The following is a 26,555-nucleotide window of genomic DNA, read 5'->3' as shown; positions in this document are numbered from 1 at the left end:
CGCCACTCATCGTCGCCCCCTCTCACACACAGCACTTTTTCGCGGCCAGATCCCAGCCGCCGGCCGTGCTGCCGCCGACGCCGCCCCCGATCTTCTGCTGCGTGTACGTCCACATGACCTTCGAGAAGCAGAGTCCGATCGCGTCCTCCAGGACACCGCCGCCGTCACCCAACACCTGATCCATGTCGGACAACATCACGTTCTCCAGTTCGACCTGATAATACTTCACCCGCTTGCCGTCGCCGTCGGCGCGCATGAATTCGATCCTGGCCCTCGGGATTGTCTTACCCATCGAGCAGTGCTGCATCAGGATTGGTGAAGCGAGATCCGCGAGCTTGGTAATCGACAGGGTACGGTGCTCGGAATGACCGGTCGTGTGGCCGCCTGCGGTGGAAACACTCGCGCTCATCGGCTGCGTCACGCCCCAGTGAGCGGACTTCAGTTCGATCCAGCCTTGATGCGCGGAGTCGGTCGATTCGCCTTTGATGCCGTCGACCTGCAAGTATGCGTCGATCATGTTGCCTCTCCTGATGGTGATGAGACGCTGATTCTTGCTCAGCAGAGGCCGACACAGATTGGGGCGGCGCAATGACCGGCATTGCCCGGAACTTCTCCCTTGCGTGACGACGAACAGCCGAAGCACCGCCCGGGCGCGGGCCGGCCGCCGCAAGAACCGGGCCCCGGCGCCCCGCCGGCGGCGCTGCTTACCAGCCCATCTTCTTCCGGATGAACGCCGTCAGGATCTCGGCATTGTTGCGCTGGTGCTTGAGGCGCGGATGCTGGCCGTAGCCGGTGAACGGGAAGAACACGGTGTCGATGCGCGCATCGCCGTTCTTGCGCATGTCTTCCACCGCCGACTTGATATAGCCGGGCCACACGGAGCCGGGACGCGTCGCATCCATGCTGCCCAGCGCGCACACGATATACGCGTGCGGGTACAGCTGGCGGATGCGCTTGGCGAACGTCTCGTACGCGGCCACGCGCTGCGCGTCGTTCGGCTCGGGCTGCAGCTTGTGGTGCTCGCCGATCAGCCAGCTGTCGTTCTGCAGCAGATTGATGACGACGACGTCCGGCGTCCAGCTCGCGAAATCCCAGTGCGTGTCATTGTTGCCGACGGCGCTCAGCTGGTCGTAGAAGTCCGGCATCGTGAACGGGAACCAGCTGATCATGATGCCGATGCCGCTCTGCGACGTCTGGTGCAGTTCCGCGTTCAGGCTGCGCGCCGTGATGCCGGCATACGACAGATAGCTGTTCTTGTCGCGGACGACGTCGTCGCGGCCGTTCATCGGCGCCTCGTCGCCCATGCCGCTCGTGATGGAATCGCCGAAGAATTCGATGTGGCGCTTGAGCCGCGCGGGCGGCGCCAGCATCTGGCCGCCGTCCGCCAGTTCCAGCCCGCGGAAGACGGTCGCGCCCTCCTCGCCTTCGGTACGCTTGGTGATCAGGAAGCTGTGCTTGCCCGGCGCGAGGCCGGCCGCCACGTCGTATTTCTTCGTGCCCTGGCCCGCCTCGATGATCAGCGGACTCGCGGTGTCGCCGTCGAGGAATACGTTGAAGTAGTTCTTGCCCTTTTCGTCGTCCAGCGTCACGGCCAGCGACGTACCGGTGAAATTGCCGGCGATGGTCGTGTTCGGCCACGTGATGACCGGTGCGTCGGGCTTCGAAAAATCGATGCGGCCGGTATACGACAGGTTCTTGTCATCGGGTGCGACGGCGACGCCGGCGCATGCCAGGCCCGCATGCAGCAGCGCGGCCAGGGCGAAAGTGGTAGTGAGTCGTTTCATTGGGGAGCTTTCAGGAAGGCGGGCAGTTTGTCGAGGGTGATCACGTCCGGATGGTGATAGACCTTCGCCTTGTGCGCCGCCGTGTTGTAAAAATCGCCGGTCCAGAAATTGTCCTTGTCGGCCGTGCCGGCGGGCGCGCGGCCGTCATTCCACGTCAGGAACCAGAGCCAGCGCGCACCGTCCCGCTTCATGTTGTCGGGATCGGGGATGTAGCTGTTCTCGCTCATGGCCACCGGCTTGATCGCGGTGCCGACGGCAGCCATGCGGCGGTACGTGTCGGCCTGCGACTTGTACGACTTGGCATCGCGCTCGTCGTACACGTCGTAGCCGACGATGTCGACGACGTCGTCGCCCGGATACCAGGCCGCGTCCTGTCCATTCCACACCCAGATCAGGTTGTGCAGGGCGTGCCGGTTCACGAGCCGGTCGAACATGTGGCGGTACAGCAGCACGTACGCCGCGGCGTTCGAAGCGCCGTCCGTACGCGTGCGGCCCCACCAGAACCAGCCGTCGCCCCGGTTCCCGGACGCCTCGTGCAACGGCCGCCACAGCACCGTCACGCCGGCCGCCTGCAGCTTCGCGAGCTCGGTCGCCAGGCGGTCGATGTCCGCGTCGATCCGGCGTCCGGCGCTGCTCGCCGTGTCGAGACGGCCGTCGCGCAGCGGGATCGTGAACGCCGTGTTCTTGCGCGCATCCGGCTCGCGCGCATAGAAGTTGGCAGTCGCACCGGACGGGTCGCGCCAGTGCCAGCAGAACGTCACGAGGCCGCCGCGGCGCGCCCAGGCGATCGCCTCGTCGACCTGGTGCGCGCCGTCGCCCTTCGTCCACGTGTTCATGAAGTCGAAGCCCATCAGCGCGGGATAGCGGCCCGTGTCGTCGAATACGCGCCGCGCCATGTCGACGCTGTCGTTCCACGTCAGGTCCTGCTGGCCGGCGATGGTTTGCCGGCCCCAGGTCGCGCGCAGCCAGGCAAACGCCGCGCGGGTGCGCGCGTCCGCCCGCGCGTCGACGGGCGCGTCGGGCGCGTCAGCCCGGGCCGCGGCGGACGCCAGGCACTGCGCACCCGCCAGCAGCAGCGCGGCCGCCACGCGCCGCTTCACAGCTTGACCGTCACGGGCTTGCCGTCATAGGTCACCGTCTTGTCGAACGCGTCCATGTCGGCGCTCGTCGCCACGCCGGGACGCAGCATGCGCACCTTGATCTGGCGCGTGTGCGGCATGCCCTTGTACGCGCCGCTGCGCGCGCCGATGGTGACCGTGCCCGTCTTGTCGTCGTAGGTGAACGGGATGCGGCTGTACTCGCCCCGTTCGTACGCGTTCGTCACGCCGTCGTCCTCGTACAGGCTCGATTGGCCGCTGGCGCCCGCGTACACCTGCAGCACGAGCGGCGCATCCGGCTTCTCGTCGACGTATTGCGTGACGGGGCCCGTCGGGACCACGGCGCCCGTGCGCACGAACACGGGGATGCGGTTCAGCGGCGCCGGCACCGTCGCGCTGGTGCCGCCCGCGTAGCGCTTGCCGGTGTCGAAGTCATACCAGTCGGCGCCCGCCGGGAAGTAGACGGTGCGCTCGCGTGCGCCGTAGCGCGTGACCGGCGCCACCATCAGCGCGTGGCCGAACAGATACTGGTCCTTGATGTCCTTGACCTTGTCGTCGTGCGGGAAGTCCATCACGAGGCCGCGCATCATGGTGCCGCTCTGGTAATGCGTGTCGGCCGCCATCGAGTAAATGTAAGGCATCAGGCGGTAGCGCAGCTTCAGGTAACCCACCATCGAATCGCGCATCGCGTCGTCGCCGGCCGCGATGTTGTAGATCTCGCGCTTGACCACTTCGCCGTGCGAGCGGAACAGCGGCGAGAACGCGCCGAACTGGAACCAGCGCAGGTTCAGCTCGCGCCATTCCTTCATGTCTTCCGGCTTGGCCTGGTGGCTGGACGTCACGCGGTTTTCCTGCGCCGAGCCCACGTCGCCGTACTGGTAGCGGTTTTCCTGCGCGTAGCCGCCGATGTCGTGCGTCCAGTTCGGGATGCCGGACATCGAGAAGTTCACGCCCGCCGCGATCTGGTCGTACAGGTTGTTCCAGCGGCCGGCCGTGTCGCCGCTCCACACGGCGACCGAATTGCGCTGGATGCCGGCGAAGCCCGAGCGCGACAGGATGAACTGGCGTTTATCCGGCTGGTCGCGGCGCAGGCCGTCGATCATGCCGCCCGAGTGCACGAGGCTGTACGGGTTGAACGTGATCTCGCCGGGGCCGTAGACGGTCGGGCCGATCAGCTTCTTGAAATCTTCCAGGCGCGAATTCGACAGCACGTCGGGTTCCGTGTTGTCCATCCACCAGGCGTCGAAGCCCTTGTCGACCAGCTTGTGCTGCAGCTGGCGATAATAGATGTCGCGCGCTTCCTTCGTGTACGGATCGTAGTGGCTGTTCTTGTAGCCCTTGCCCACCCAGTCCAGCGCGCCGTCCTCGACGTTCTTGGTCCACATATGGCCCTTGGCCGCCAGCTCCTTGTAGTTGTCGGTATTGGCGTAGAACTTGCCCCAGATGGAGATCATGATGTGCGCGTGCTGCTTGTGCACGGCGTCGACCATCCCCTGCGGATCGGGAAAGCGGACCTTGTCGAAGTCGTGCGAACCCCAGCCGTCTTCCGGCCAGTAGAACCAGTCCTGCACGATGTTATCGAGCGGCCAGCCGCGCTTGCGGTATTCCGCGACCGTGTCCAGCAACTGCTGCTGCGTCTCGTAGCGCTGGCGCGACTGCCAGAAGCCGTAGGCCCACTTCGGCATCATCGGCTGCTGTCCGGTCAGCGTGCGGTAACCGCCAATGACGTTGTCCATGCTGTCGCCGCTGATCACGTAGTAGTTCACGGCTTCCGCGATCTCCGACGACATCGTCAGCGAATGGCGCTCGGGCGCGGGCAGCGGATCGTTGTGCGTCATCGCGACCATGCCGCCCGACGGTTTCCACTCCAGGTGCAGCTTGACCGGCTTGTTCGGTTCGAACCTGACTTCGAAGTTGTGATACCACGGGTTCCACCCCTGGCGCCACACGTCCATGACCTGCTTGCCGGCGACGGTGAGCGTCGCGTAGTCGGAAGCGTACAGCTGCATCTTGTGCACGCCCGCTTTCGGGCTCGCCATCGCGCCGTCCCACACGACCTTGACGTCGTGGCCACCCAGCGCCTTCATCGGCGGGAGTTCTTTCGGCCAGTTCTCCGCGACGTCCTTCAGGTATTGGTAGGCGATGTCCTTTTCCTGGCGCGTGAACGCCAGCTTGCCGTCGATGTAGTAGCTGGCCGTGAGTCCGCCCGGCTTGCCCTGCGCGTCGGTCAGCGTCAGGTCGCGCGACAGCCACGCGTACGGCTTCGCATCGCCGAAGCGCGTGATCGCATTGTTGTCCCACAGGAGGCCGTAGTTCTTGTCCGAGACGACGAACGGCACCGAGGCGATCATATTGTGCTGCTGCAGCAGCACGTCCTCGCCGTTGTAGTTCATCTGCGCGTTCTGGTGCTGGCCCAGGCCGTAGAACGCGTCCTTCGTGCCGTAGTTGAAGCCTTCCTTGATCGCGAAGAACGGCTTACCGCCGACCTGGATCGGGGTCATGGTTTCCGCGGCCTGCGTGAGGAAGGGCTTGCCGGCGGCGTCGAAGAACGCCACCCGTCCATCCTTCAGCGATACCTGGGCCGAGATGTGCGCCGCCTTGAGCGTCACGGCATCCTTGCCGTTGGCGACCGTGAAGGCGCAGGCGCACGGTTTTGCCACCGTCATCAGGGACGGCGTCAGTTGCTTGTTCGCGGCGTCCAGCTTCACGACGTGGACGATGTTATCGGCCATCAGTTCCAGGCGCACGAGCTTCGCGGGCCCGGCGTCCGGGCGCACCTCGATGCCGGTGGCGGTCTGTTCGAAACTGCCCGCGAGGGCGGAAGCGCCGGTGGCGAGCAGCAAGGCTGCGGTTGCGATTCGGGTTAATTGCATGGTCGTCTCCATTTAGTACGTCCCCATCCTTACCTTCAACACGGTCGGCGTGGCCGGCAGGTTCAGGCCGTAGTCGGTCTGGTCGCCGTTCCAGTTGCGTTCCATGATCCATTTGCCGTCGGCGTCGAAATGGCCCTCTTCCACCCGCGCGAACATCGCGGGCTTGCCGGCGTTGGGGCCGGTGCCGGACAATTTGACGCGGATCTGCTGGCCCACGAGGACGAATTCGTCCGGGCCGATCTGCGCGATCGCGACGCCGCCGGACGGGTGTTCCGTGCCCTCGGCGTATTCGTTCTTGTCTTTCAGGTATTCGCGCTCGCCGAACTGGAATTCGCGGAACGACAGCTGCGCGTCCCAGCCGTTCATCGCGACGGTCTGCGGCTTGCGGTCGTCGCCCTCGGCCGCGCCGTACGTGCGGCCCTCGTACGCCCATTTCGCCCACACGCGCTGCATCGGTGCGAACACGTCGTAGACCTTGGCGAACGGCTCGACCATGCGGTGGTCGGTGAATTTCGAGCCGAGCGGGTAGTTGCTGTACATGGCATAGTCGATGCCGAACGGCGCCACGCCCAGCGCGCCCTTGCCGATGATCTGGTAGACGTAGCGCGCATAGCCCGCCGCATTGCCCATCTCCGGCACCATCAGCGGATTGTCCGGACGCTGGAACAGCTGCAGCGTGGCGCTGACCTTGTTCGACTCCGGCATGTAGATGTCCGGGCCGGCGAAATCGATGTGCGGCGCAGCCGCCTTGTAGATGCCGATCACGTCGTAGGTCGGACCGCCGCTGGCGAAGTCCGCCTTCCATGGCGGCGTCGCTTCGTTCAGGTGCGGCTCGCGCAGCGCATTGTTCACGTACATCGGCAGGTCGTACACGGCGCGGCCGGCCTTGGCGATGTCTTCGATGTAGCTGGCGATGGCCCAGGTGTGGAAATACTGGTCGGCGTAGTCGCCGTACACCTCGCTCCACGTGCCCTGCTTCGCCCGGCCCTTGGGCGGCGGCTGGTGCGCGAGGACGCTGGCCGGCACCGGCTGCCCGAACGCGGCCTGGGCCCGCGCCGCATAGTCGCGCGCGACGCCGTAGGTGCCGACCTCGTTCTCGACCTGCACCATGATCACGGTGCGCTTGTCGGCGTCGATCTTCCTGATGTGCTCCATCAGCGCCACGAACGCCTTCTTGTCCGCCGCCAGCGTGGCCGTGCCGAACGGCGACAGGCAGTAGCTCGTCTTGCCGTCCTTGGCGATCATGCGCGGAAAGCGCTTGTTGTCGAACTTGACCCACTCCGGCGCATAGGCCGGGCCGGTATTCTTCCAGGTGCCGAACCACAGCAGCACGAGGCGCATCTTGTGCTCGCGCGCCTCTTGCACGAGCTTGTCGACGTAGCCGAAATCGAACGTCCCCTCTTTCGGTTCGATCTGCTCCCATGCGACCGGAATCTCGAGCGTGTTCGCATGCGCATCCTTGAGCGCGGCCCAGACCTTCGGCAAGGCGGCCGGGTAGTTGCTGGAATTCTGGGCCTGGCCGCCCAGTACGAGGAACGGCGCGCCGTCGACCATCAGGGCGTAGTGGCCGTCCTTGCCGACGATGCGGGGCAATTCGGGGGACGGCGTCGCCGCGTGCGCGGCCTGGACGGCGAGGAGCAGGCTTGCCGCCAGCAGGCGGAAGGATACGGTTTTCATGCGCGAACGGGTCTCCAATCGTTATCGTGGTTGAAAAGACGGGCGGCCACGCGGCCGCCCGTCCGCGACTCGCTTAGAACGAGTAACGCAGCGACGCCGTGTAGCGGCGGCCGGACACGAAGACCGCGCGGGTCATCATGCCGATCGACTGCTGCATCAGCTGTCGGTATTTGGCGTTCGTCAGGTTTTGCGCCTCGACGCCCAGCGACAGGTTCTCGCTGATATTGTAGAAGACGGAACCGTCCAGCTGGCCGTAACTGTCGGACCACGTCGGCAGCGCCCACGCGACGCTATGCGTACCGACGGTCGGGCTGGCCGGATTGGTGTCGGTGCCGTCGCCGCCGTTGGTGCCGTTGACGTTCACGTTCTGCAGGCTCTTCGAACGCCACGCGTACGCCAGGCGGGCCGATACCTTGCCCTTGTCGTACAGCAGGGCCAGGTTATACGACTGGCGCGACAGGCCTTGCAGCGGCAGGTCGCCGAACGTCGTGCCGTTGGTATCGCAGCCGTTCAGGTTCAGGTTGTAGTTCGCCGCCGAGCTGCTGCCCGAGCAGTAGGCCGAGAACACCGGGTGGTAGAGGTCCTGCTTGCTGCCCACATACGTGTAGTTGGCCTGCACGCCGAAGCCCGACATCCAGCCCGGCAGCTTGTCGAAGTACTGCTGGTACGCGATCTCCGCGCCGCGCGCATGGCCGCGCGCGCCGTTGACCGGGCCCGTGACCGTGAACGTGTACGGCTTGCCGTCCGTGCCGGTCACGTTGTAGCCATAGGACTGGTTGATGATGATGTCCTTGAGCTGCTTGTTGAAGACGGCGAACGTCAGCGAACCGGCCGGCGCGAAATACCATTCGGCCGACAGGTCCATCTGGCGCGACTGGATCGGCTTCAGGTTCGGATTGCCGCTGCCCGTGCCGGTCAGCGTGACGTTATTCACGTGCAGCGTGTTGGTCGGCGTGTCCATCGTCGAATCGACGTTTTCCGACAGCGTCGCATAGCTCTGGAGCTGCGAATAGTCCGGCTTCGAGATGCCCATCGCAGCGGCGAAGCGGAATTGCAGCTTGTCCGTCGCCTTCATGCGCAGGTTCAGGCTCGGCAGGATGTTGTGGTAGCTGTTGCTCGCATCCTGGGCGGCCGAGAAGCCGGCGATGTTCGGGATGGCCGGACCGACCACCGTGGTGCCGGCGGACGGCTGGGTGTAGGTCGGATTGAACACCGTGTAGCCGCGTGCCTTCAGCAGCGTCTGCACGTAGCGCACGCCGATGTTGCCGTCGACCGGATACTTCAGGTCGTCGAAGCCGAAGCGCAGCTGCGTGTAGAACGCGCCGGTGCGCTCGGACAGGTCGTTCGTGCCTGCCGGATCGGTGCCGAACGTCGCCGGCGCCCAGGGCGTGCACGGGTTGGACGAGCCGGTATCCTTGTTCGCCTGCTGGCACAGGATGTCGTGGTAGCTGTGCAGCGTCGCGTAGCTGCCCGGATAGCCGGTGGCCAGCGCCACGTTCGGGAACACGAGCGCCGGGACCGGCGTGTCGTTGTTGAAGAAGTTCGTGAACTGGTGGAGCTGCGTCTGGTTCGAGAAGCGCGGGTCGCCCAGGTAGGCGAGCTTGCCGTTGACGTCGCCCTGCCACGGCTGGCTGACCGCGGCCCAGTTGAAGCTCGGATTCGAGTTCGTCGTCGTCGAATCGGCCTTCGTCAGGCGCACGCCGAAACGCACGTCGCGCAGGACCGGGCTGTCGAACGTGTACTTCGCATCCGTCTTCCACGCCCATTCGCCCGCGTGGCTGTCGTCGAAGTGCTCCTGGGTGAACGCCCAGTAGTAGTTGTTCGGATCGGCCAGGTACGCCGTCTGGTACTGATCGAACGTGAGCTTCGGCACGGAGCCGGACAGGTCGACGTTCTCGTACGGCATCTTGACGGCGGTGGCGACCGTCGAGTCGAAGCTCTTGCTCGTCGCGCGCACGCGCTGCACGTCGGTGTCGATCTGCCAGTCGCTGGTCGGACGCCAGGTCAGGTGCCACGAGATGTCCGTCGTGGCGGAATTGCGGTTCGCGGCGCGCGTGTCGGCGCCGAAGTCGATGCCCTTGTCGGCCGTGTCGGTCAGGGTGCCGGTCAGCAACTGGCCGTTGGCGCCATAGGTGCCGTTCGTGACGCCGATATTGTACGGGCTGGCGGACGAGAAGATCGCCTGTTCGTCCCACTGCATGCGGTACTTCGACTTGAAGTACGTGAGCGTGGAATTCAGCGTGGCGTCCTTCTTCCACTGCAGGGCGCCGTAGATGCCCTCGCGCTTGCGGTCGAAGTTCAGCGTGCGGTATTGCGAGCCTTTCGGCACCCACACGTTCTGGCCGGCGGCGACGTCGCTGCGCGGGTAGTAAGGCTCGACCTGGAAGGCGTCCGTGCGGGTGCCGCTTTCCGAGTACGCGAGGTCGACGAGGGCGCCGACTTCACCGAAGCCGGTCTTCCAGCGGTCCGAGAACATGAAGGAGCCGGACGGCTGGCGCTTGCCCTTCTTGAGTTCCGAATAGGTGTCCTGCAGCGACGCGGCCATCTTGCGGCCCTTGAAGTCGAACGGCAGCGCCGTGCGCAGGTTCACGAGGCCGCCGATGGCGCCTTCGATCTGCTCCGCCGACGGGTTCTTGTAGATGTCGATGCCGGCCATCAGTTCCGGCGGGACGTCTTCGAAGTTCAGCGCGCGGCCGCCGTTCGCGGAGAACGAGTCGCGGCCGTTCAGTTCCGAACGGGTGTACGACAGGCCGCGGATGGTCACGCCCGAACCTTCGACCGAATAGTGTTCCGGGTCGCCCTTGGACATCGTGCGGTCGATGGTGACGCCCACGACGCGCTGCAGCACTTCCGTGATCGAGCGGTCCGGCAGCTTGCCGATGTCGTCCGCGACGATCGAATCGACGATCTCGTCGGAATCGCGCTTGATCGCCTGCGCCGAATCCAGCGCCTTGCGCTGGCCCGTCACGACGACGACATTGCTTGCCGTCGGCGCCCCGGGTCCGGTCTGCGCGACCGCCATGCCGCTGGCCAGCAACGCGATTTGCGTGGCCGCCAGCGCGATGGCTGTTTTCTTGAACTGATACATTCACATCTCCTCTTGACAAACAACAGGGCCCATCGAATGACGGCGCCCGCTCACTGCAAAAAGGCGACCTCTCGGGGTCTGCCTTTGAACTTCTTAAAACTGCGCCGCGTCCAGATGCCGGCTCTCGCCCGGCCGCAGCGTCAACCCCACGGTCCGGTCGCCGTAGCGCACCTTCGCGGTCCCGCCGCCGCCGGCGACCGAACGCACGGCGGCGTCGACGAGGCTGCCGCGCTGCCAGCGCATGTCCACCTCGAATCCGCCGCGTGCACGCAAGCCCTTGACTTCACCGTCCGGCCACGCGGACGGCAGCGCCGGCAGCAGCTGGATCACGCCGGCCTGCGACTGCAGCAGCATCTCCGCGATGCCGGCCGTGGCGCCGAAATTGCCGTCGATCTGGAACGGCGGGTGCGCATCCAGCAGGTTCGGATAGGTGCCGCCCGCATTGTTGTGCTCCGAGCCGGGCCCCGCCTGCTGAGCCGCGCGGGCGCCGGGGCTGGCCAGCAGGCCGCGCAGCATCGTGTAGGCGTGGTCGCCGTCGTACAGGCGGGCCCAGAACGCCATCTTCCACGCCATCGACCAGCCGGTGCCGGCGTCGCCGCGCGCTTCCAGCGTGCGCTTCGCGGCCGCGGCCAGCGCGGGCGTGCGCGCGGGGCTGATCTGGCGGCCCGGGAACAGGGCGAACAGGTGCGAGACGTGGCGGTGCGTGTCGCCCGGCGTGTCCAGTACCGGGTCCTTCTTCTCGTCGAGCCACTCGAGCAGCTGGCCCCAGCTGCCGACCTTCGGCGCCGCCAGCTTGTCGCGCATCTGCGCGAGGCGCGCGCGCAGCGGCTTGTCGACGCCGAGGATGCCGGCCGCCTCCACCGTATTGTTGAACAGGTCCCAGACGATCTCCTGGTCGTACGTGACCCCGTCCTCGACCGGGCCGTGCTCGGGCGACCAGCCCTGCGGCGCGACGAGGCGGCCGTCCGGCAGTTCCTTCAGGTAGTCCTGCCAGAACGCGCTGGCTTCCTTCATCATCGGATACGCGACGTTCGCCAGGTAGGCCTTGTCCTGCGTGAACGCGTAGTGCTCCCAGAAGTGCTGGGCATACCAGGCGTTCGCCGTCTTGTTCCACAAATAGCCCATCGCGCCGAACGGATTCGATTCCGTGCGCAGGGTCCAGCCGCGTACCGGCTTGCCGTCCCTGGTCGTGAATTCGGCCGCCGTCGCCTGGCGCCACACCGGCGCGACGCTCGTGACGAAGCCGAAGAACGGCTGCGCCAGCGCGGACAGGTTCGTCACCTCGGCCGGCCAGTAATTCATCTGGATGTTGATGTTCGTGTGGTAGTCCGAATTCCACGGCGGCGTGAGGCTGTTGTTCCACAGGCCCTGCAGGTTGGCCGGCAGCGAGTCGCGCGAACTGGAGGCCAGCAGGTAGCGGCCGTACTGGAAGTACTGCGCCTCCAGTTCCGGATCGTTGCCCGCTTTCGTGTAGGCCAGCACGCGCGCATCCGTCGGCAGCGCGCGGCGTTCCGGCGCGCTGGCGCCCAGATCGAGCGTCACGCGCCCCAGCAGGCCGGCCACGTCGCGTTCGTGTTCGGCGCGCAGGTCGGCGACGGGCCGCGCGGCCGCGGTCGAGACCTGGGCCGTCACGCGCGCCAGCGGCGCCTCACCGTTGAAGTGCCGCGCGGCGTCCGCGACATAGCTCGTGCCGGCGCCCAGGATCAGGGTCAGCGCATCGCAGCCGCTGAACACGACGCGGTCGCCCTCGACGGCCGCCTTGCCGCCCTCGTTCACGACCTGCACCTGGCTCGCGTAGTCCAGCGCGTTCGTGCTGGGCGCCTGGCCCGGCAAGGTCCAGCCGGCGAGCGTGCCCGTCGCGTACAGGCGGTTGTGCGCGGCGGCCAGGTGCGCGCCGTGGCGGTCGGACAGCGCGATCGAGCCGCTGTACTGGCCGGGCCGGTCGGCCGTCAGGCGCAGGACGATCACCTGCGCCGGGTGGCTGGCCCACGTCTCGCGGCGGAAGTGGACGCCGCCGTGCGTGTACGTGACGGCGTGGATGCCGTGCTCGAGGTCGAGCGTGCGGCGATAGTCGCGGGCGTCCGCGTCATGGCCCGGCAGGTCGACGACGACGTCGCCGAACGGCTGGTACGCCCCCATCGTCGTGGCGTCGCCCGACCACAGCGTGATGTCGTTGAACTGCAGGTGCTCGCGCGCCACGCCCCCGAACACCATCGCGCCGATGCGGCCGTTGCCGATCGGGAGCGCCTCGCGTTCCCAGCCCTGGTCGTTGTCCTGGGCCGGGCGGTCGTAGCGCAGCACGAGGCTGGGCGCCGCCAGTGCCGCGCACCCGATGCTTGCCAGCGCCAGCGCGAGAATCGTCTTGTGCGCGGCCTTGCGCGCGACCGTGAGCATTCGAGTTGGCATCATGTTATGAAATCGATTACAAAGAAAGGCCATAAAAAATCGCTGTGCAGGCGCCGTCAATGCGCGGCGGGTCGGCCGTAGACGATGCCGCGGCCGGCCGTGCTCATATAGACGACGCCGTAGCGGTTCATGTCGCCCACGATGAACTGGCCGTCGCCCGGTCCGCCGTACTGGTGGGCGTCGTCGTTGATGCGCATCCAGCTGGCGCCGGCATCGATCGACCGGTGGATGCCGCGCACGCCGCCGACGTCGCCCCAGATGTAGACGGCCGGGTAATCGTGTCCCGGTGCGGCCTTGCCGAAACCGACGGCGCCGCAGTAACGCACCGGGCCCAGGGAAGCGAAGTGCGCGCCGCCGTCGACCGAGCGTACCAGGCCGCCGTTCTTGAGCGCGACCCACACGTCCCCCTTGCGGCCGGGCGCGACGCGCACGCGGTGCGAACCGCCCGCGGGCAGGCCGGCACGCGGCGCGAACGTCGCGCCGCCGTCCGTGCTGGCGAGCAGCGCCGCTTCGTCGTAGACGTAGAACACGTGCGCGTCGAGCGGGTCGGCCACGGGCCGCATGTCCGGCTTCGCGAGGCCCGCCACCCGCGTCCACGTGGCGCCGCCGTCGCCCGAACGCCAGACGTCCTTCGCCTTTTCGGGCGCGTGCAGGATGACGGCGCCGTCGGCCGACAGCGCGACGTGCCCGCGCCGGCCCATGAGCGCGGCCGTCCTGTTCCAGCCGGCGCCGCCGTCGTGCGTGACGAGCATGCTGTCGCCCACGCGCACCATCGTCCGGACGTCTTTTGCCGCGACGGCGAGGCCGGTCGTGGTGCCGATCTGCGGATCGTGGATGCGGCCGTGGCGCGCCGGGTCGTCGTGCAGGAAGCCGTCGTAATCGCCGATCGCCGACACGAGCGGTCCGCCCGGAATGCTGGCGAGGTCCAGCGGCACCGTCTCTTCCAGGCCGTCCACCGTGAAGGTCCACGTCGCGGGCGCCGCATCGATGTCCGCGGTGCGGAACACGCCGTTGCCGGACGTGACCCACACGGCGTGGGTGTCGGCCGGATCGAATTCGACCGAGCCGGCCCAGTGGATCGCATGGCCCTTCAGCCACGGCACGCCGGCCGCGTCGCGCACGAAGCCGCGTGCGATCACGTCGGTCCAGGAGGCGCCGCCGTCGTGCGAGAGGAAGATGCGGTCGCCCTTGGCGTCGCCCTGCGGCAAATACGTGTTGATGGTCGAGACGACGAGGCGCCGCGGATTCTTCGGGTCGACGCTGATCCCGGCGAACGGCCGCGTCCAGCCGGCCGGCGTGATGTTCGTCCACGCGCCGCTGCCGATCGCGTACTTCCAGACCTGGCCCCGGTCCATCGGTTCGCGGCCGCTGCGGTCCGGATGCGGACCCGCGCCGTTCGCGAACGTGACGATCAGGTTCCCTGCGCCGTCCGGCACGGCGCGCTGCGGCATCAGGTCGACGGGCGCGCCGGCCACCGGCGCGAACGTGGCGCCGCCGTCGTCGCTGCGGTACAGGTTGGGCCCGACGGCGCCGAAGCGCGACACGCCGGCGAACACGCGGCGCGCCTGGCCGTCGCGCACGCTGGCCGGATCGGGCACGACGAGATCGATGCCCACGTCGTTCGGCGTGATCGTGACCGGCAGGCCGGCCACGCGGGTCCACGTGCGGCCCGCGTCGACGCTCCTGAACAGGCCGTCGCGGCGCGTGCCGACGTACAGCATCTTGCTGTTGCCCGGATCGACGACGAGGCGCTCGCCGTCCTGGCGGCCCATGCCGTTGCCGTGGGTCTTGAACTGGTGCGTGACGTCGACCACGGAAAAGGTCTTGCCCGCGTCCGTCGAATGCAGGATCGCGGTGCGGCCGCCGTTCAGGTAGGCGATGCCGGCGAGGAGCCAGATATTGTCGGCGTCGCGCGGATCGACGGCCAGCGAATCGATGCCGAGGTAGCCCGTCTGGCCTTCCGCCACCCAGTCGAGCAGCGCCGACCAGCGCTTGCGGCGCGGGTCCCAGCGGTACGCGCCGCCCACGTCCGTGCGCGCGTACGCGACGCCGGGCGCGGCGCGACTCGGCACGACGGCCGTCACGAAGCCGCCGCCGCCGATGACGACGCTGTCCCACACGTACGGCGCCTGCTGCGCGCCCGCGCGGCCCGCCGGCAATGCCAGCGCGAGCGCCGCGACCAGCGAGGACAAATGCGGGGCGAGCTTCAGCGACTTCATCGAACCGTCTCCATCACGCGTACATACACCTTTCAGCTCTTGAAAACCCGGAAGCTGTGCGCCGGGATCACGACGTCGCTCACGGTGTCGCGGCCGGCGCCCGGCACCCGCTCCGCCGCCGGACGCCGGTCGCCCGGCGCCGCGTGCTTCACCACCTTCACGGTCGTCGCCGTATCGCGGAACGACTCGATCACATACGCGCCGTTATCGTAAGTGAACAAGCTCACGCCGGCCGGCGCCTCGATGCGCACGGGTGCGTCGGCCATCAGGTATTTCTTCACGCTGTTCATCACGCCTGGCGGCATACTATACAGGTCGCCGATATTGCTGGGAATGGACAGGATGTAGAGAATGCCTTTCGAATACCGGTTCATCAGCAGCACCGGGAAGCCGCGCGCGCCCGCCACGCCGCGCACGATGGGCCAGGCGTCGTTCGTGAAGTAATGCAGCTCGGGGAACAGCACGTCGCGCGGCGCCACCTTCGGATCGTCGCGCAGCGATTCGCCGTTGCCCGCGCCGTAGCCGTTGTAGTAGTCGTTCAGCAGCACCTGGTTGCCCGTCGCGTAGACCTCGACGAGGTCCTGGAAACCCCGGTCCTTGCGCCTGGGGTCCTGCGTGGCCTTGACGAAGCCCGACGTCACGAACACGGACTTCCCCGCTTCCAGCTGGCGCTTCACTTCGTTCAGCACGTCCGGATCGCTGGCCGAGGCCTGCGTCAGCAGGATCGTCTGCGCATCGTGCGGGAAGCGCGCCGTCAGCGCGATCGGGATCCCCACATTGCCCAGGTAGTTGGGCAGGAAGTCCTCGGCGGACGACGAGTTGGCGGGGCGGTAGGTCGGGATGCCGGTCGGATTGCCCAATTGGTCGAGCGCGGCGTCGATCTGCTTCAGCGCCGCGCCGGCCGCGAGGCCCCAGCCCGGCGGCGCTTTCGCGTCCGGATGGGCGGACGTCCAGTCGGCGACGATGCGGTCCCAGTTGAAGCTCGTGTCCTCGTGCGCCCACGGCCGTTCGCCGGCGACGGCCGGGGTATCCTGCGCGGCCGGGTGCCAGTTGAACAGCGTGATCTCGGGCGCCTTCGCCAGCAGCGTGTCCCACAACTGCTCGGCGTAGCGGTCGACGTAGCGGATCGAATACGTGTCGACCCAGCCGCCGCCGTTCTTTCCGTCGCGACGCAGCGTGCCGTAATAACGGATGATGTTGTACGACTCGTACTGCTGCAGCAGCTGGTCCGTGATGACGGGGTCGCGCGTTTCGGTGCCGGCGTAGATCCCGTCGAACATCTCTGGCTGCTGCGCGAGGTCGAAGCCGAGGCCCTCGAAATGCTCGTACCAGTTCGGGTACTTGATGACGACCTTGACGTTCGGGTTGGCGGCGCGCGCCGGCGCGAGGATCAGGTCTTGCGACACCTTGCGCATCGTCGCCAGCCGATAGTCCGTCCACGTGCGTGCGCCCTTGGCCTTGATGTCGGCGTCCGACTTCGACGTGTAGAACGTGAAGTCGTCGAGGATCACGTGGTCGAAGTGGCGCGCCATCAGCGCCATCGCGCGCTTGCAGGTGTCGCGGTCCGTGGGCGACTCGTAGTCGAAGGTCATGAACTGGCCATTGAAGCCGCCCGCCGCCAGGGTGACGCCGCCCGCGACCTCGATGCCCTTCGCCTGGAACTGGCGCTTGACCGCCTCGATCTCGGCGTCGCTGGCGAAGTGGCGGTCGCGGTAGCCTTCGATATACACCTTGTCGAACGGGACCTGGCTCATGGCGCGCGCGAACTGGTGCTCGAACACCTGCGGGTCGGCGAGGCTCTGCGTGACGTTCACGGGGATGTAGATCGCGGCCCTGAAGTGCTTGTAGTGACCGGCGCCGGTGGCGGCGGAAGCCTGGACAGGCACTGCGGCGAGCAGGGCCAGCGCGGCGGCGGTGGCGCCGGCAAGGCGGGTGAACGTGGTGCGCATGGCGTCTCCGTATATTTTTCGAGCACTACTTATTGCTATGCTAAGCGAATCGATGTTAGCGACGCAAGGAAAATGTTCGCGCTAACAAGCCGCAACGTCTCCCGGCGCTGTGTTTAGTGTGTTTAGTTGTCCTCCCGGGAGACACTGCGCGACGCTGTAAAAAGATAGCGCTTTCAGGTCACAATTGTTGTATTTATCTCACGTACATAAAATTTTTTTGACGGCCATGAAATCGATTGCGTATAACATTGAGTCGTGATCTTACTGCTGGGAACGATTGTGTACGCTATCAGGGCCGCCATCTGAAAATTGCCGTTTTCACTCGCAAATTCAGTACCTTGCCAGCGGTCGGGCGGCGCGCCCTCCCCACCGCGCCGCCCACCAGAGCGAGGACCTTGCGGTGCCGTCTTTTCCACCACACGCAGGCAACAGCGTGTTGCGTTGTCATAAAACGTACACGCACGTCAGCTAAGGGGAAAAGATTTATGGTAGCGTACAACAACCAGTGTTAGGCATCACAACAACCCTGGCTTTGTTAGAGCTTGTTATAAAAACACTACCTGTTATCGGGGGAGACAATGAGGAAGTTCCAGAAGACCGCAATCGCGGCTGCGGTTGCGCACGTAGCCGTCCTTTCCAGCGCCGCGGCATGGGCCCAGACGAACGGTGACGCCAACACCGATCCGAACGCCGCCAAGGCTGCCGTCGTCGTCGTCAGCGGCCAGCGCGCCGCGCTGCAGTCGGCACAAAAACTCAAGCAGGATGCGGACGAAGTCGTCGACTCGATCGTCGCCGAGGACATCGGCAAGCTGCCGGACCGTTCGGTGACCGAGGTGCTGCAGCGTATCGCCGGCGTCACCATCGACCGCAACATGGCGGGCGACCCGAACCGCCAGTCCGTCGAAGGCTCCGGCGTGTCGGTGCGCGGCCTGACCTACGTGCGTTCGGAAATCAACGGCCGCGACGCGTTCTCGGCCGGCGGCGGCCGCTCGCTCGGCTTCGCCGACGTGGCGCCGGAGCTGATGGCCGGCGTCGACGTCTACAAGAACCCGTCCGCGGAACAGATCGAAGGCGCCGTCGCGGGCCTGGTCAACCTGCGCACCGCGATGCCGTTCGACTACAAGGGCTTCAAGGGCTCGCTGGGCGCGTCGGAGACGTATTCCACGCTGCGCAAGGGCGCCCCGTCCCCGACCGGCACGATCCTGCTGTCGAACCGCTGGAAGAGCGACACGTTCGGCGAATTCGGCGCGCTGGTCGATTTCGCCAAGGCGAAGAGCCCGACCCGTTCGGACGGCGTGGGCGTCGACCCGTACTGGCCGCACGTGAATTCGACCGATCCGGCCAAGTACGATCGTTCCAAGACGCAGTGGATTCCGCTGGGCGTCGGCTACCGCTCGCAGAATTTCGACCGTGACCGCCGCGGCGACTATGCCGCCTTCCAGTGGCGTCCGAACAAGGACCTGACGGCTTCGCTCACCTATTTCAAGACGCACTACACCGAAGACCTGGACGAGCACGTCGTTTCCTCGTCCGAGGACAAGTGGTACCAGCAGGTTGCCAGCGCCGACGCGGTCTTCAACAGCAATGGCGTGTTCCAGAGCGGCACCATCTCGAACCCGACCTATGGCGGTTCGCCGTTCAACAGCTCGCAGCGCATCAACAAGCGTGTCAACGGCACGGCGGACACCTCGCTGAACCTGCAGTGGCGCGTCACGCCGGACCTGACCTGGACCAACGACTTCCAGCATGTTCGTTCGACCACGGAGGGCTTCGACGCCGACGTCTCGACCGGCTTCATCATGCCGAACCAGACGATGGACATGACCGGCAGGGTCCCGCAGATCACGCTCGGTTCGGCCGCCTACATGGCGGATCCGAACAACTACTACTGGGCCTATACCCAGGAGGCGCTGGACCACGCCCTGGCGACGCAGAACGCATGGAAGTCGGACTTCAGGTACACCTTCGACAACCCGGTGCTGCGCGACGTGCGCTTCGGCGTACGCCTCGCCAACCGCGAGGGCGAGAACCACAAGGCCCAGAAGTTCTACAACTGGCAGGCGATCACGTTCCCGTGGATGGAAGGCTGGCAGATCCCCCACGTTGCCCGCCTCGGCGATCCGCGTTTCGCCGGCGGCGCGTCGCTGCAGCAGATCGACAACTTCTTCGGCGGCAAATACAACCTCCCGCCGATGCTGTTCGCCGACGAGTCGACCGTGCGCGGCTTCCCGGACGAATGGGCCAAGATCCACGCCTACCACGACGTGCTGTGCAAGGAACAGGGTTCGACCTGCGACCCGTGGAAGGCGGCGACCTTCAACGATCCGGCCGCGACCAACACGCAGAGCGAGAAGACCCGCTCCGCCTACGGGCAGCTGCGCTTCGGCTGGGATGACCTGAAGTACCCGATCGACGGTAACATCGGCCTGCGTTACGTGCGGACGAACGACTCCGGCAGCGGCTACGTCGCGTACACGCCGCCGTCCACCATCACGGCGACGGATGGTGCCGCCTTGTCCGGCCAGGAAAACCTGATCACCATCGCCCCGTTCGCGCAGCAGATGTCGGTCCACAATTCGTACAGCAACTGGCTGCCGAGCCTGAACCTGCGCCTGAAGTACAGCGACAAGCTGCAGTTCCGCTTCGCCATCGCCAAGGCGATGTCGCGCCCGGACTTCGGCCAGTTGCAGGTCCAGACGACGCTGAATGCCACGAACCTCCAGACGACCACCAAGGACGCTTCGGGCAAGACGACCGCGGTCCATATCGACGGCACCAGCCTGAACGGCACCAGCGACGGCAATGCCATGCTGAAGCCGACCACGTCGACCAACGTCGACCTGACCGCCGAGTGGTACTTCGCCAAGGCCGGTTCGCTGACCTTCGCGGTGTTCAACAAGGACCTGAAGGACATCATCACCACGCAGGCCTACAACTACACGGCGACCGACGTGGCGGGCAAGCCGCAGACCTTCGTCGTCACCGGTCCGGTCAATGGCGCCAAGGGCTTCGCCCGCGGTTTCGAGATCGCGCACCAGCAATACTACGATTTCGTCCCGGACTGGCTGAAGGGCATCGGCACGCAGGCAAGCTGGACCTATGTGTCGAGCGAGCGCACGCTGAATCATCCGGTGTACAACGCATGGTGCCAGGGTAACGACGCGTCGTCCAACTACAACCTGTTCATCAACGGTTGCGACACGGACGGACGTGCGTTCGGCAAGACGCCGCTGCAAGGCCTGTCGCGCCACACGATCAACCTCGCGGTCATGTACGAGCAGCACGGCCTGTCGATGCGCCTCGCGTACAACTGGCGTTCGCGTTACCTGCTGGGCGTGACCCAGTGGGGCAGCCGCGGCAACAACGGCCTGAACACGAACCCGGACGCACCGGCCGACAAGTACCTGATCCCGACGACCGTCAACGACCAGGCATTCGGCCTGCCGCTGTACCAGGCGCCGTACGGTCAGCTGGACGGTTCGATCTTCTACGACTTCACGGACAAGTTCCGCGTCGGCCTGGAAGCCACGAACCTGACCAACGCGTACACGCGCCAGATCATGGAGCAACACGCGGGCAATTTCACCCGCCAGGTCTTCATGAGCGGCCCGCGCTACACGATCCAGGCGCAGTACTCGTTCTGATGAAACGATTCCCGCGCCGACGGGAATCCGCCTGATTCGATACAATCGACGTTCGATCGCACCGCACCGCCGCCGCGGCCGACAAGGCCCCGGCGGCGCTTTTTTTTTAGAGACAGACAAGGAGTCCTCATGACCATCCAAGGCGAAATGATCATCGGTAACAAGGCCGTGCGCGGCACCGCCGCGACGCTGCGCGCCTTCAACCCGGCCACGCGCGCCGAGATCGAACCCGTGTTCGGCGCGGCCACCATGGACGACCTCGCGGCCGCCTGCCTGCTCGCCGAGCAGGCCTTCGACACCTATCGTGCCGCGCCGCTCGAGCAGCGCGCGCGCTTTCTGGAGACCATCGCCGACCGCATCATGGACATCGGCCCGCTGCTGATCGAGCGCGCGTCCGCCGAATCCGGCCTGCCCGCGGCACGCCTGGAAGGCGAACGCGGACGCACCTGCAACCAGCTGCGCCTGTTCGCCAAGGTCGTGCGCGACGGACACTTCCTGGAAGCGACGCTGGATTCCGCCCTGCCGCAGCGCACGCCGCCGCGGCCGGACCTGCGCATGCGCAAGATCGGCCTCGGCCCCGTCGCCGTGTTCGGCGCGTCCAACTTCCCGCTCGCGTTTTCCGTCGCCGGCGGCGATACGGCGTCCGCGCTGGCGGCCGGCTGCCCGGTCGTCGTGAAAGCCCACAACGCCCACCTGGGCACGTCGGAGCTCGTCGCCAAGGCCATCCGCCAGGCCGTCGTCGATTGCGGCATGCCCGAAGGGACGTTCTCCATGCTGATCGGCACCGGCTTCGAGATCGGCCAGGCCCTCGTGTCGCACCCGTCCATCAAGGCGGTCGGCTTCACGGGCTCGCGCGCGGGCGGGCTCGCGCTCGTGAACGCGGCGGGCGCGCGCAAGGAACCGATCCCGGTGTACGCCGAGATGAGCAGCATTAACCCGTTCTTCCTGCTGCCGGGCGCTCTCGCCGCGGACGGCGCGAAACTGGCGCAAGGCTTCGTCGATTCGCTGACCATGGGCGTGGGCCAGTTCTGCACGAACCCGGGCCTCGTGATCGGCCTGGCCGGCGCCGAACTGGACGTGTTCCGCACCGCCGCCACCGAAGCGCTGGCCGCCAAGGGCGCCGGCACGATGCTCACGGCCGGCATCCACCAGACCTATGTCGACGCCGTGACGCGCCGTTCCGGGCTCGCCGGCGTGGAACTGGTCGCGCAAGGCAGCTCCGACGGCTGCGGCTGCGCGGCCCAGGCGGCCCTTTACGAGACCGACGCCGCGACCTTCCTCGCCAACAGCGCGCTGGAAGAAGAGATCTTCGGCCCGACCTCGCTGATCGTGACGTGCAAGGACGAGAACGAACTGCTGGAAGTCGCGCGCCACGTCGAGGGCCAGCTGACGGCCACGATCCACGCGACGGCGGCCGACCGCGCACTGGCCGGCAGGCTGATCCCGACCCTGGAACGCAAGGCCGGCCGCATCCTGTTCAACGGCTTCCCGACCGGCGTCGAAGTGTGCCACGCGATGGTGCACGGCGGCCCGTTCCCGGCCACGTCGGACAGCCGCACCACGTCGGTGGGCGCGACGGCCATCGAGCGCTTCCTGCGTCCGGTGTGCTACCAGGACGTGCCGGCCGAGCTGCTGCCGGACGCGCTGCGCGACGACAATCCGCTAGGGCTGGCGCGCATGGTGGACGGGACGCTGCAGGTCGCGCGCTGAGGCGCCTGCGCGCGTGACGTCATCCGTCGACGCGGTGGCGTGACGCGCGGCGCGGCATCCCGGGATGCCGCGAGACGCAGCAGCCTTGGGCCCCTGCCTTCGCAGGGGCGACGGTCCTGCTTCCGGCGACACCAGTCGGCCGGAAGGAACTAGTGCACGGCGCCCGGCGCCACAGCGTCCGCCGGCGCGGCGTCGGCCAGGTGCACGATCTGGCCGCGGCTGGCGGCAAGGGCCACGCGCACCGTGCCGCTGCCGGTCCGCGCCTTGAGCCACTCGTTGATGCGCCGTACCTCGCTCGCGCGCGGCAGCCGGCGGCAGTCGGCACTGAGGATGGGAACCCCGCCCTCCTTGGCGTCGGGCGGCACGGCGGTGCCGAACAGGACGTTCCCGCACTGCGGATACTGGGCTTCGAATTCACGCGTCACGGCAGCGGCCTGCTGCACGTGATCCTGCTGGGTCGTCAGCTTGCCCTTGAGGGCGGCGATTTCCGCATCCTTGTCCTGCACCGTCTCTTGACTGCTGCGTACGATCTCGGCGAGGATGTCCGCCTTGAGGCTGCCGACGTCGATCTTGTTGGTGTCGCCGGGTTCGGCCTGGTGCACGCGCAGGCGCGCCTGCTGCAATCCGCCCGCGGCGAGCCGCCCTTCGATCGCCTTGATCGCCGCCGGCGGCATGCGTGCGCCGATCAGGGTGACTTCGATGTCGCGCGACCCCGGAGCCACGCGCGTCTCGAGCACATGCACCTGGGGCGCCGCCTTGAATTCCCTGCGCACGAACTCGCGTGCGCGGCTGCTGAACAATTCGTTGTCGACCAGGCGCGCGGCCAGGAATATGCTCGGCAGGCCAGTCAGCAACACGATGCACAACAAGGCGCGCTTGACCCGGCGCCCCTTGGTGCTGTCGACGAATTCGTGCCGCGGCAGGCGCAGGAATTCGATGACGATGACGACGGCGAAGGCAATGAAAACGCAGTTGATCGAGAACAGGTAAAAGGCCCCGCCGAACACCGCCCAGTTCCCGTTCGCCAGCCCGAAGCCCGCCGTGCACAACGGCGGCATGAGCGCGGTCGCGATGGCCACGCCGGGAATGACGTTGGATTTTTCGCGGCGCGTCTGGCCGATGATGCCGGCGAGGCCGCCGGCCAGCGCGATCAGGACATCCCACAACGACGGCGTGGTCCGTGCCAGCAATTCCGACTGGGCTTCGGCCAGGGGCGTCACCATGAAATACAGGGTGGACGTCAGCAGGCTGATACCGGCCGCGATCGCGAGGTTCGCGAGGGAACGGCGAATCAGTGCGAAATCGAAGATGCCGATGCCGTATCCGACCCCGACGATCGGGCCCATCAGCGGCGACACCAGCATGGCGCCGATGATCACGGCCGTCGAATTGGTGTTCAGGCCGACGGATGCGATCACGATCGCGAGCATCAGGATCCACGGCGTCGCGCCGCTCAGCTCCACGCCGGCGCGCAGGCTGCGGTCGATGTCGGCATCGTCGGCCTTGTCGTCGAGGAGGCTGAAGCGGTGCGCGATGGCGGCGCGCAGGGACGGGTGACTGGGCTTGGTCGAGTGCTCGGGTGCGTTCATGAACTTCGGTTGGCGGCTGAAAAATTCAGCCGAGGAGTCGTTGAGCGGCAATTTTCACCGAGATTCCGCAGGGGCACAAACGTTTTCGTGCCCAGGGGCAAATGGCGCCGCGTGCGCGCCACAGCCATTTTGTCATCATTTCCCGCACCGACGGCGCGAATCCCGGCACCCTGCCCGTCCATGCCGGCGTCACGCCTCGCGTTCGCGCAGCACGCTGTCCGGTTCCGGTCCGGCCGCGGCAACGGCCGTGAGAAAGTCGTCGCCCCAGCGGGCGACATCGTGCTCGGCCACGATCATGCCCATGCGCGCCGTGCGATAGGCGCGCTCGTCCGCGCCCATCGTCAACGCCTGGTGCAAGGTCGCCGTCATCGCGTTCGCGTCGTAGGGATTGGTGAGCAGCGCGCCGTGCAGTTCGACCGCCGCGCCCGCGAACTCGGACAGGACCAGCACGCCGGAGGTGCCGGCCGCCCTCTTGGCGGCGACGAATTCCTTCGCCACCAGGTTCAGGCCGTCGCGCAGGGGCGTGATCCAGGCGACGTCGCAGGCCGCGTAGTGGGCGATGACCTCGTCGAACGGCAGCGAGCGGTAGAAGTAGCGTACCGGCACCCAGTCGAGCGTCGAGAAGCGGCCGTTGATGCGGCCCACGGTGCGGTCCACTTCCTCGCGCAGGCTTGCGTAGATTTCCATGCCTTGCGCGGCGGGCGTGATGATGTTGAGCAGCGTGACCTTGCCGATATGTTCCGGGTGCGACTCGAGCAGGCGCTCGAAGGCCTGGAGCTTCTCGAGCGTGCCCTTGACGTAATCGAGCCGTTCGATCGACACGATGCCGGTGGCGCCGCCCAGGTAGTCCTGGATGGCGGCCGTGCGCTGTCGTACGTCGGGCGTCGCGACGACGCGCGCGACCATCGCCGCATCGGTGCCGACCGGATGGGCGCCCAGGCTCACGCGGCGTCCGCCCACTTCCACGGCGGTCGTCATGGTGTCGACGCCGAGCGCGCAGCCATAGGTAAGGAAACGCGGCGCGCAGGCGGCCGTCCCGCACACCTCGACCGGCGCGAACGAGCGCACCGCGTCGACGAAATTCTCGACGTAGCGCGGGATGTGGAAGCCGATGTAGTCGCACTGAAGCAGGCTGCCGATGATGTCGCGCCGCCACGGCAGGATATTGAAGACGTCGCTCGACGGGAATGCGGTGTGGTGGAAGAATGCGATCCGCAGGTCCGGGCGCAGCGGGCGCAGGCAGGCCGGCACCATCCACAGGTTGTAGTCGTGGACCCACACGACGGCGCCGTCGGCGGCCTCGCGCGCGGTCTGCTCGGCGAACAGCCGGTTCACTTCCAGGAAGCGTTCCCAGTGCGCCTGCCGGAACTCGGCCTTGTCGGGGAACGAGAAAATGATCGGCCAGAAGGCTTCCTTGGAGAACTTCTTGTAGAACACGTCGACGTCGTCGGCCGTCAGGGCGATGCGCGCCGCCTCCAGATTCGGGTAACGTTCGCGGTCGACATGGACGTGGGAGACGAAGCCTTCCGGACTCCGGCTGTCCTGTTGCGACCAGGCGACCCATGAGCCGGCGCGGCTGCCGGCGAAGAAGCGCAGCAGCGTCGGGATGATCCCGTTCGGACTCTTCGGGCGGCGGTGGTGCAGCACGCCGTCTTCTACCGCTTCGTCGTAGGGCAGGCGGTGGTAGACCATGACGAGCTCGGCTTTGCCGGACGGGACCTGCGCCGCCGCCTCGGCCCGTTCCTCGCGTAGCGCGCCGTGGTGCGCCAGGCCTTCGAGGATGCCGTCGCAGCCTTCCCCCGCCGCGATATGGACGAGCGGACGCTTGCGCACGTGCTCGACCAGTGCGGGTTCCGCGCCGCCGACGACGATGCCGCGCAGGCCCGTCTCGAACATGGACAGGTCGTTGAGCGTATCGCCGGCGACGACGATGTTCGCGGGCGCGATCCCCGCCGCCTGCGCCAGGCGCAGCACGGCTTGGCCCTTGGCGACGCCGCGCGGCAGCACGTCGAGGTAGCAGCCGGCCGACAGCAGCAGATCGCAGCCGAGCGCGTCGACCGCGGCATGCAGCGCGGGCGTGACGTCGCTTTCGCTGACGAGGAACGAACAGCGCCGCTCCTGCGGCACGCTCTGGCGCCGCAGGCCCGGAAAACCGGCAAGCGCTTTCAACACGGCTTGCGACCCCGGCCAGCGTGCGGCGATTTCCTGCTGCAATTCGTCAACCGGGCTCAGGTCGCCCCGCACGATGGTGGCGCCGACGTCGGCAATGATGTAGTCCGGTGCCGGGATCGTGGGGTCGCTCAGCAGCGGCAGGATCGATTCGAGGCCGCGGCCGGTCACGAACACGAGGCGCGCGCCGCGCGTCGATTCCGCGGCGGAAAACAGCTCGCGCACGCGGCGCCGGGCCTCGACGCCACCGGCCAGCAAGGTGCCGTCAAGGTCGGTCGCAAGAACAAAGTTATCGGGAGACAGGCGTTGGGCCAGCCTGGGCGGAAATGGAAGAGTCATCGTCTTCGGCC

13 protein-coding genes are annotated in these 26,555 nt (G+C 66.8%); 2 read left to right on the top strand and 11 right to left on the bottom strand.

Annotation, left to right across the window (positions count from 1 at the left end; translation table 11 throughout):
• Positions 1-22: 22 nt before the first annotated feature.
• The 9 genes from ASC93_RS16205 to ASC93_RS16165 form a co-directional block, all read right to left on the bottom strand.
• Positions 23-517: a type VI secretion system tube protein Hcp gene (locus ASC93_RS16205; protein WP_056444192.1), complete on the bottom strand. Its 495-nt coding sequence runs from the start codon at positions 515-517 to the stop codon at positions 23-25.
• 187 nt (positions 518-704) lie between these two features.
• Positions 705-1,784, bottom strand: coding sequence for an SGNH/GDSL hydrolase family protein (locus ASC93_RS16200; RefSeq protein WP_082548094.1), 1,080 nt, complete (start codon positions 1,782-1,784; stop codon positions 705-707).
• Positions 1,781-2,884 (bottom strand): glycosyl hydrolase, encoded by a 1,104-nt coding sequence (locus ASC93_RS16195; RefSeq protein WP_056444189.1) that lies wholly within the window; start codon positions 2,882-2,884, stop codon positions 1,781-1,783. The genes ASC93_RS16200 and ASC93_RS16195 overlap by 4 nt, the downstream gene beginning before the upstream one ends.
• The gene (locus ASC93_RS16190; RefSeq protein ID WP_056444696.1) at positions 2,881-5,754 is read right to left on the bottom strand and encodes a TIM-barrel domain-containing protein; all 2,874 of its coding nucleotides are present in this window, start codon (positions 5,752-5,754) and stop codon (positions 2,881-2,883) included. Before ASC93_RS16190 ends, ASC93_RS16195 begins: the two co-directional genes overlap by 4 nt.
• Positions 5,755-5,766: 12 nt before the next feature.
• Positions 5,767-7,431 carry a DUF5597 domain-containing protein gene (locus ASC93_RS16185; protein WP_056444186.1) on the bottom strand — a complete coding sequence of 555 codons (1,665 nt, stop codon included), beginning with the start codon at positions 7,429-7,431 and terminating at the stop codon, positions 5,767-5,769.
• Between the two features lie 73 nt (positions 7,432-7,504).
• On the bottom strand, positions 7,505-10,519 hold the full coding sequence (locus tag ASC93_RS16180) for a TonB-dependent receptor (protein ID WP_056444184.1): 3,015 nt from the start codon (positions 10,517-10,519) through the stop codon (positions 7,505-7,507).
• A gap of 93 nt (positions 10,520-10,612) precedes the next feature.
• A complete protein-coding gene (locus tag ASC93_RS16175; protein ID WP_229412752.1) occupies positions 10,613-12,928 on the bottom strand; it encodes a glycoside hydrolase N-terminal domain-containing protein in 2,316 nt (771 codons plus the stop codon).
• 53 nt (positions 12,929-12,981) lie between these two features.
• Complete coding sequence (locus tag ASC93_RS16170; RefSeq protein WP_056444178.1) at positions 12,982-15,144, bottom strand: exo-alpha-sialidase; 2,163 nt, start codon at positions 15,142-15,144, stop codon at positions 12,982-12,984.
• A 32-nt stretch (positions 15,145-15,176) separates the two neighbouring features.
• On the bottom strand, positions 15,177-17,093 hold the full coding sequence (locus tag ASC93_RS16165) for a hypothetical protein (RefSeq protein WP_056444175.1): 1,917 nt from the start codon (positions 17,091-17,093) through the stop codon (positions 15,177-15,179).
• A 578-nt stretch (positions 17,094-17,671) separates the two neighbouring features.
• On the opposite strand from ASC93_RS16165, the gene ASC93_RS16160 reads away from it, so the two are divergent.
• Entirely contained in the window at positions 17,672-20,737 is a 3,066-nt protein-coding gene (locus tag ASC93_RS16160) for a TonB-dependent receptor (protein WP_056444172.1), read from the top strand.
• Positions 20,738-20,866: 129 nt separating this feature from the next.
• Complete coding sequence (locus tag ASC93_RS16155) at positions 20,867-22,447, top strand: aldehyde dehydrogenase (NADP(+)) (RefSeq protein WP_056444169.1); 1,581 nt, start codon at positions 20,867-20,869, stop codon at positions 22,445-22,447.
• Positions 22,448-22,596: 149 nt separating this feature from the next.
• On the opposite strand, the gene ASC93_RS16150 is transcribed toward ASC93_RS16155, so the two are convergent.
• A complete protein-coding gene (locus ASC93_RS16150) occupies positions 22,597-24,036 on the bottom strand; it encodes a DUF389 domain-containing protein (RefSeq protein ID WP_082548113.1) in 1,440 nt (479 codons plus the stop codon).
• Positions 24,037-24,225: 189 nt separating this feature from the next.
• The gene (gene ggpS, locus ASC93_RS16145; protein ID WP_056444163.1) at positions 24,226-26,544 is read right to left on the bottom strand and encodes a glucosylglycerol-phosphate synthase; all 2,319 of its coding nucleotides are present in this window, start codon (positions 26,542-26,544) and stop codon (positions 24,226-24,228) included.
• Positions 26,545-26,555 lie beyond the last annotated feature (11 nt).

The organism is Massilia sp. Root335, from assembly GCF_001425685.1.
Lineage (GTDB): Bacteria > Pseudomonadota > Gammaproteobacteria > Burkholderiales > Burkholderiaceae_D > Telluria > Telluria luteola.
Note: the sequence above shows the minus strand (reverse complement) of the source record. Positions and strands in the feature narration are given on the sequence as shown.

Bases quoted from the DNA above. Each gene is read 5' to 3' on its own strand.
- ASC93_RS16190 (WP_056444696.1), bottom strand. From the start codon at position 5,754: ATGCAATTAACCCGAATCGCAACCGCAGCCTTGCTGCTCGCCACCGGC.
- ASC93_RS16200 (WP_082548094.1), bottom strand. From the start codon at position 1,784: ATGAAACGACTCACTACCACTTTCGCCCTGGCCGCGCTGCTGCATGCG.
- ASC93_RS16185 (WP_056444186.1), bottom strand. From the start codon at position 7,431: ATGAAAACCGTATCCTTCCGCCTGCTGGCGGCAAGCCTGCTCCTCGCC.
- ASC93_RS16150 (WP_082548113.1), bottom strand. From the start codon at position 24,036: ATGAACGCACCCGAGCACTCGACCAAGCCCAGTCACCCGTCCCTGCGC.
- ASC93_RS16170 (WP_056444178.1), bottom strand. From the start codon at position 15,144: ATGAAGTCGCTGAAGCTCGCCCCGCATTTGTCCTCGCTGGTCGCGGCG.
- ASC93_RS16175 (WP_229412752.1), bottom strand. From the start codon at position 12,928: ATGATGCCAACTCGAATGCTCACGGTCGCGCGCAAGGCCGCGCACAAG.
- ASC93_RS16180 (WP_056444184.1), bottom strand. From the start codon at position 10,519: ATGTATCAGTTCAAGAAAACAGCCATCGCGCTGGCGGCCACGCAAATC.
- ASC93_RS16165 (WP_056444175.1), bottom strand. From the start codon at position 17,093: ATGCGCACCACGTTCACCCGCCTTGCCGGCGCCACCGCCGCCGCGCTG.
- ASC93_RS16155 (WP_056444169.1), top strand. From the start codon at position 20,867: ATGACCATCCAAGGCGAAATGATCATCGGTAACAAGGCCGTGCGCGGC.
- ASC93_RS16205 (WP_056444192.1), bottom strand. From the start codon at position 517: ATGATCGACGCATACTTGCAGGTCGACGGCATCAAAGGCGAATCGACC.
- ASC93_RS16160 (WP_056444172.1), top strand. From the start codon at position 17,672: ATGAGGAAGTTCCAGAAGACCGCAATCGCGGCTGCGGTTGCGCACGTA.
- ggpS (WP_056444163.1), bottom strand. From the start codon at position 26,544: ATGACTCTTCCATTTCCGCCCAGGCTGGCCCAACGCCTGTCTCCCGAT.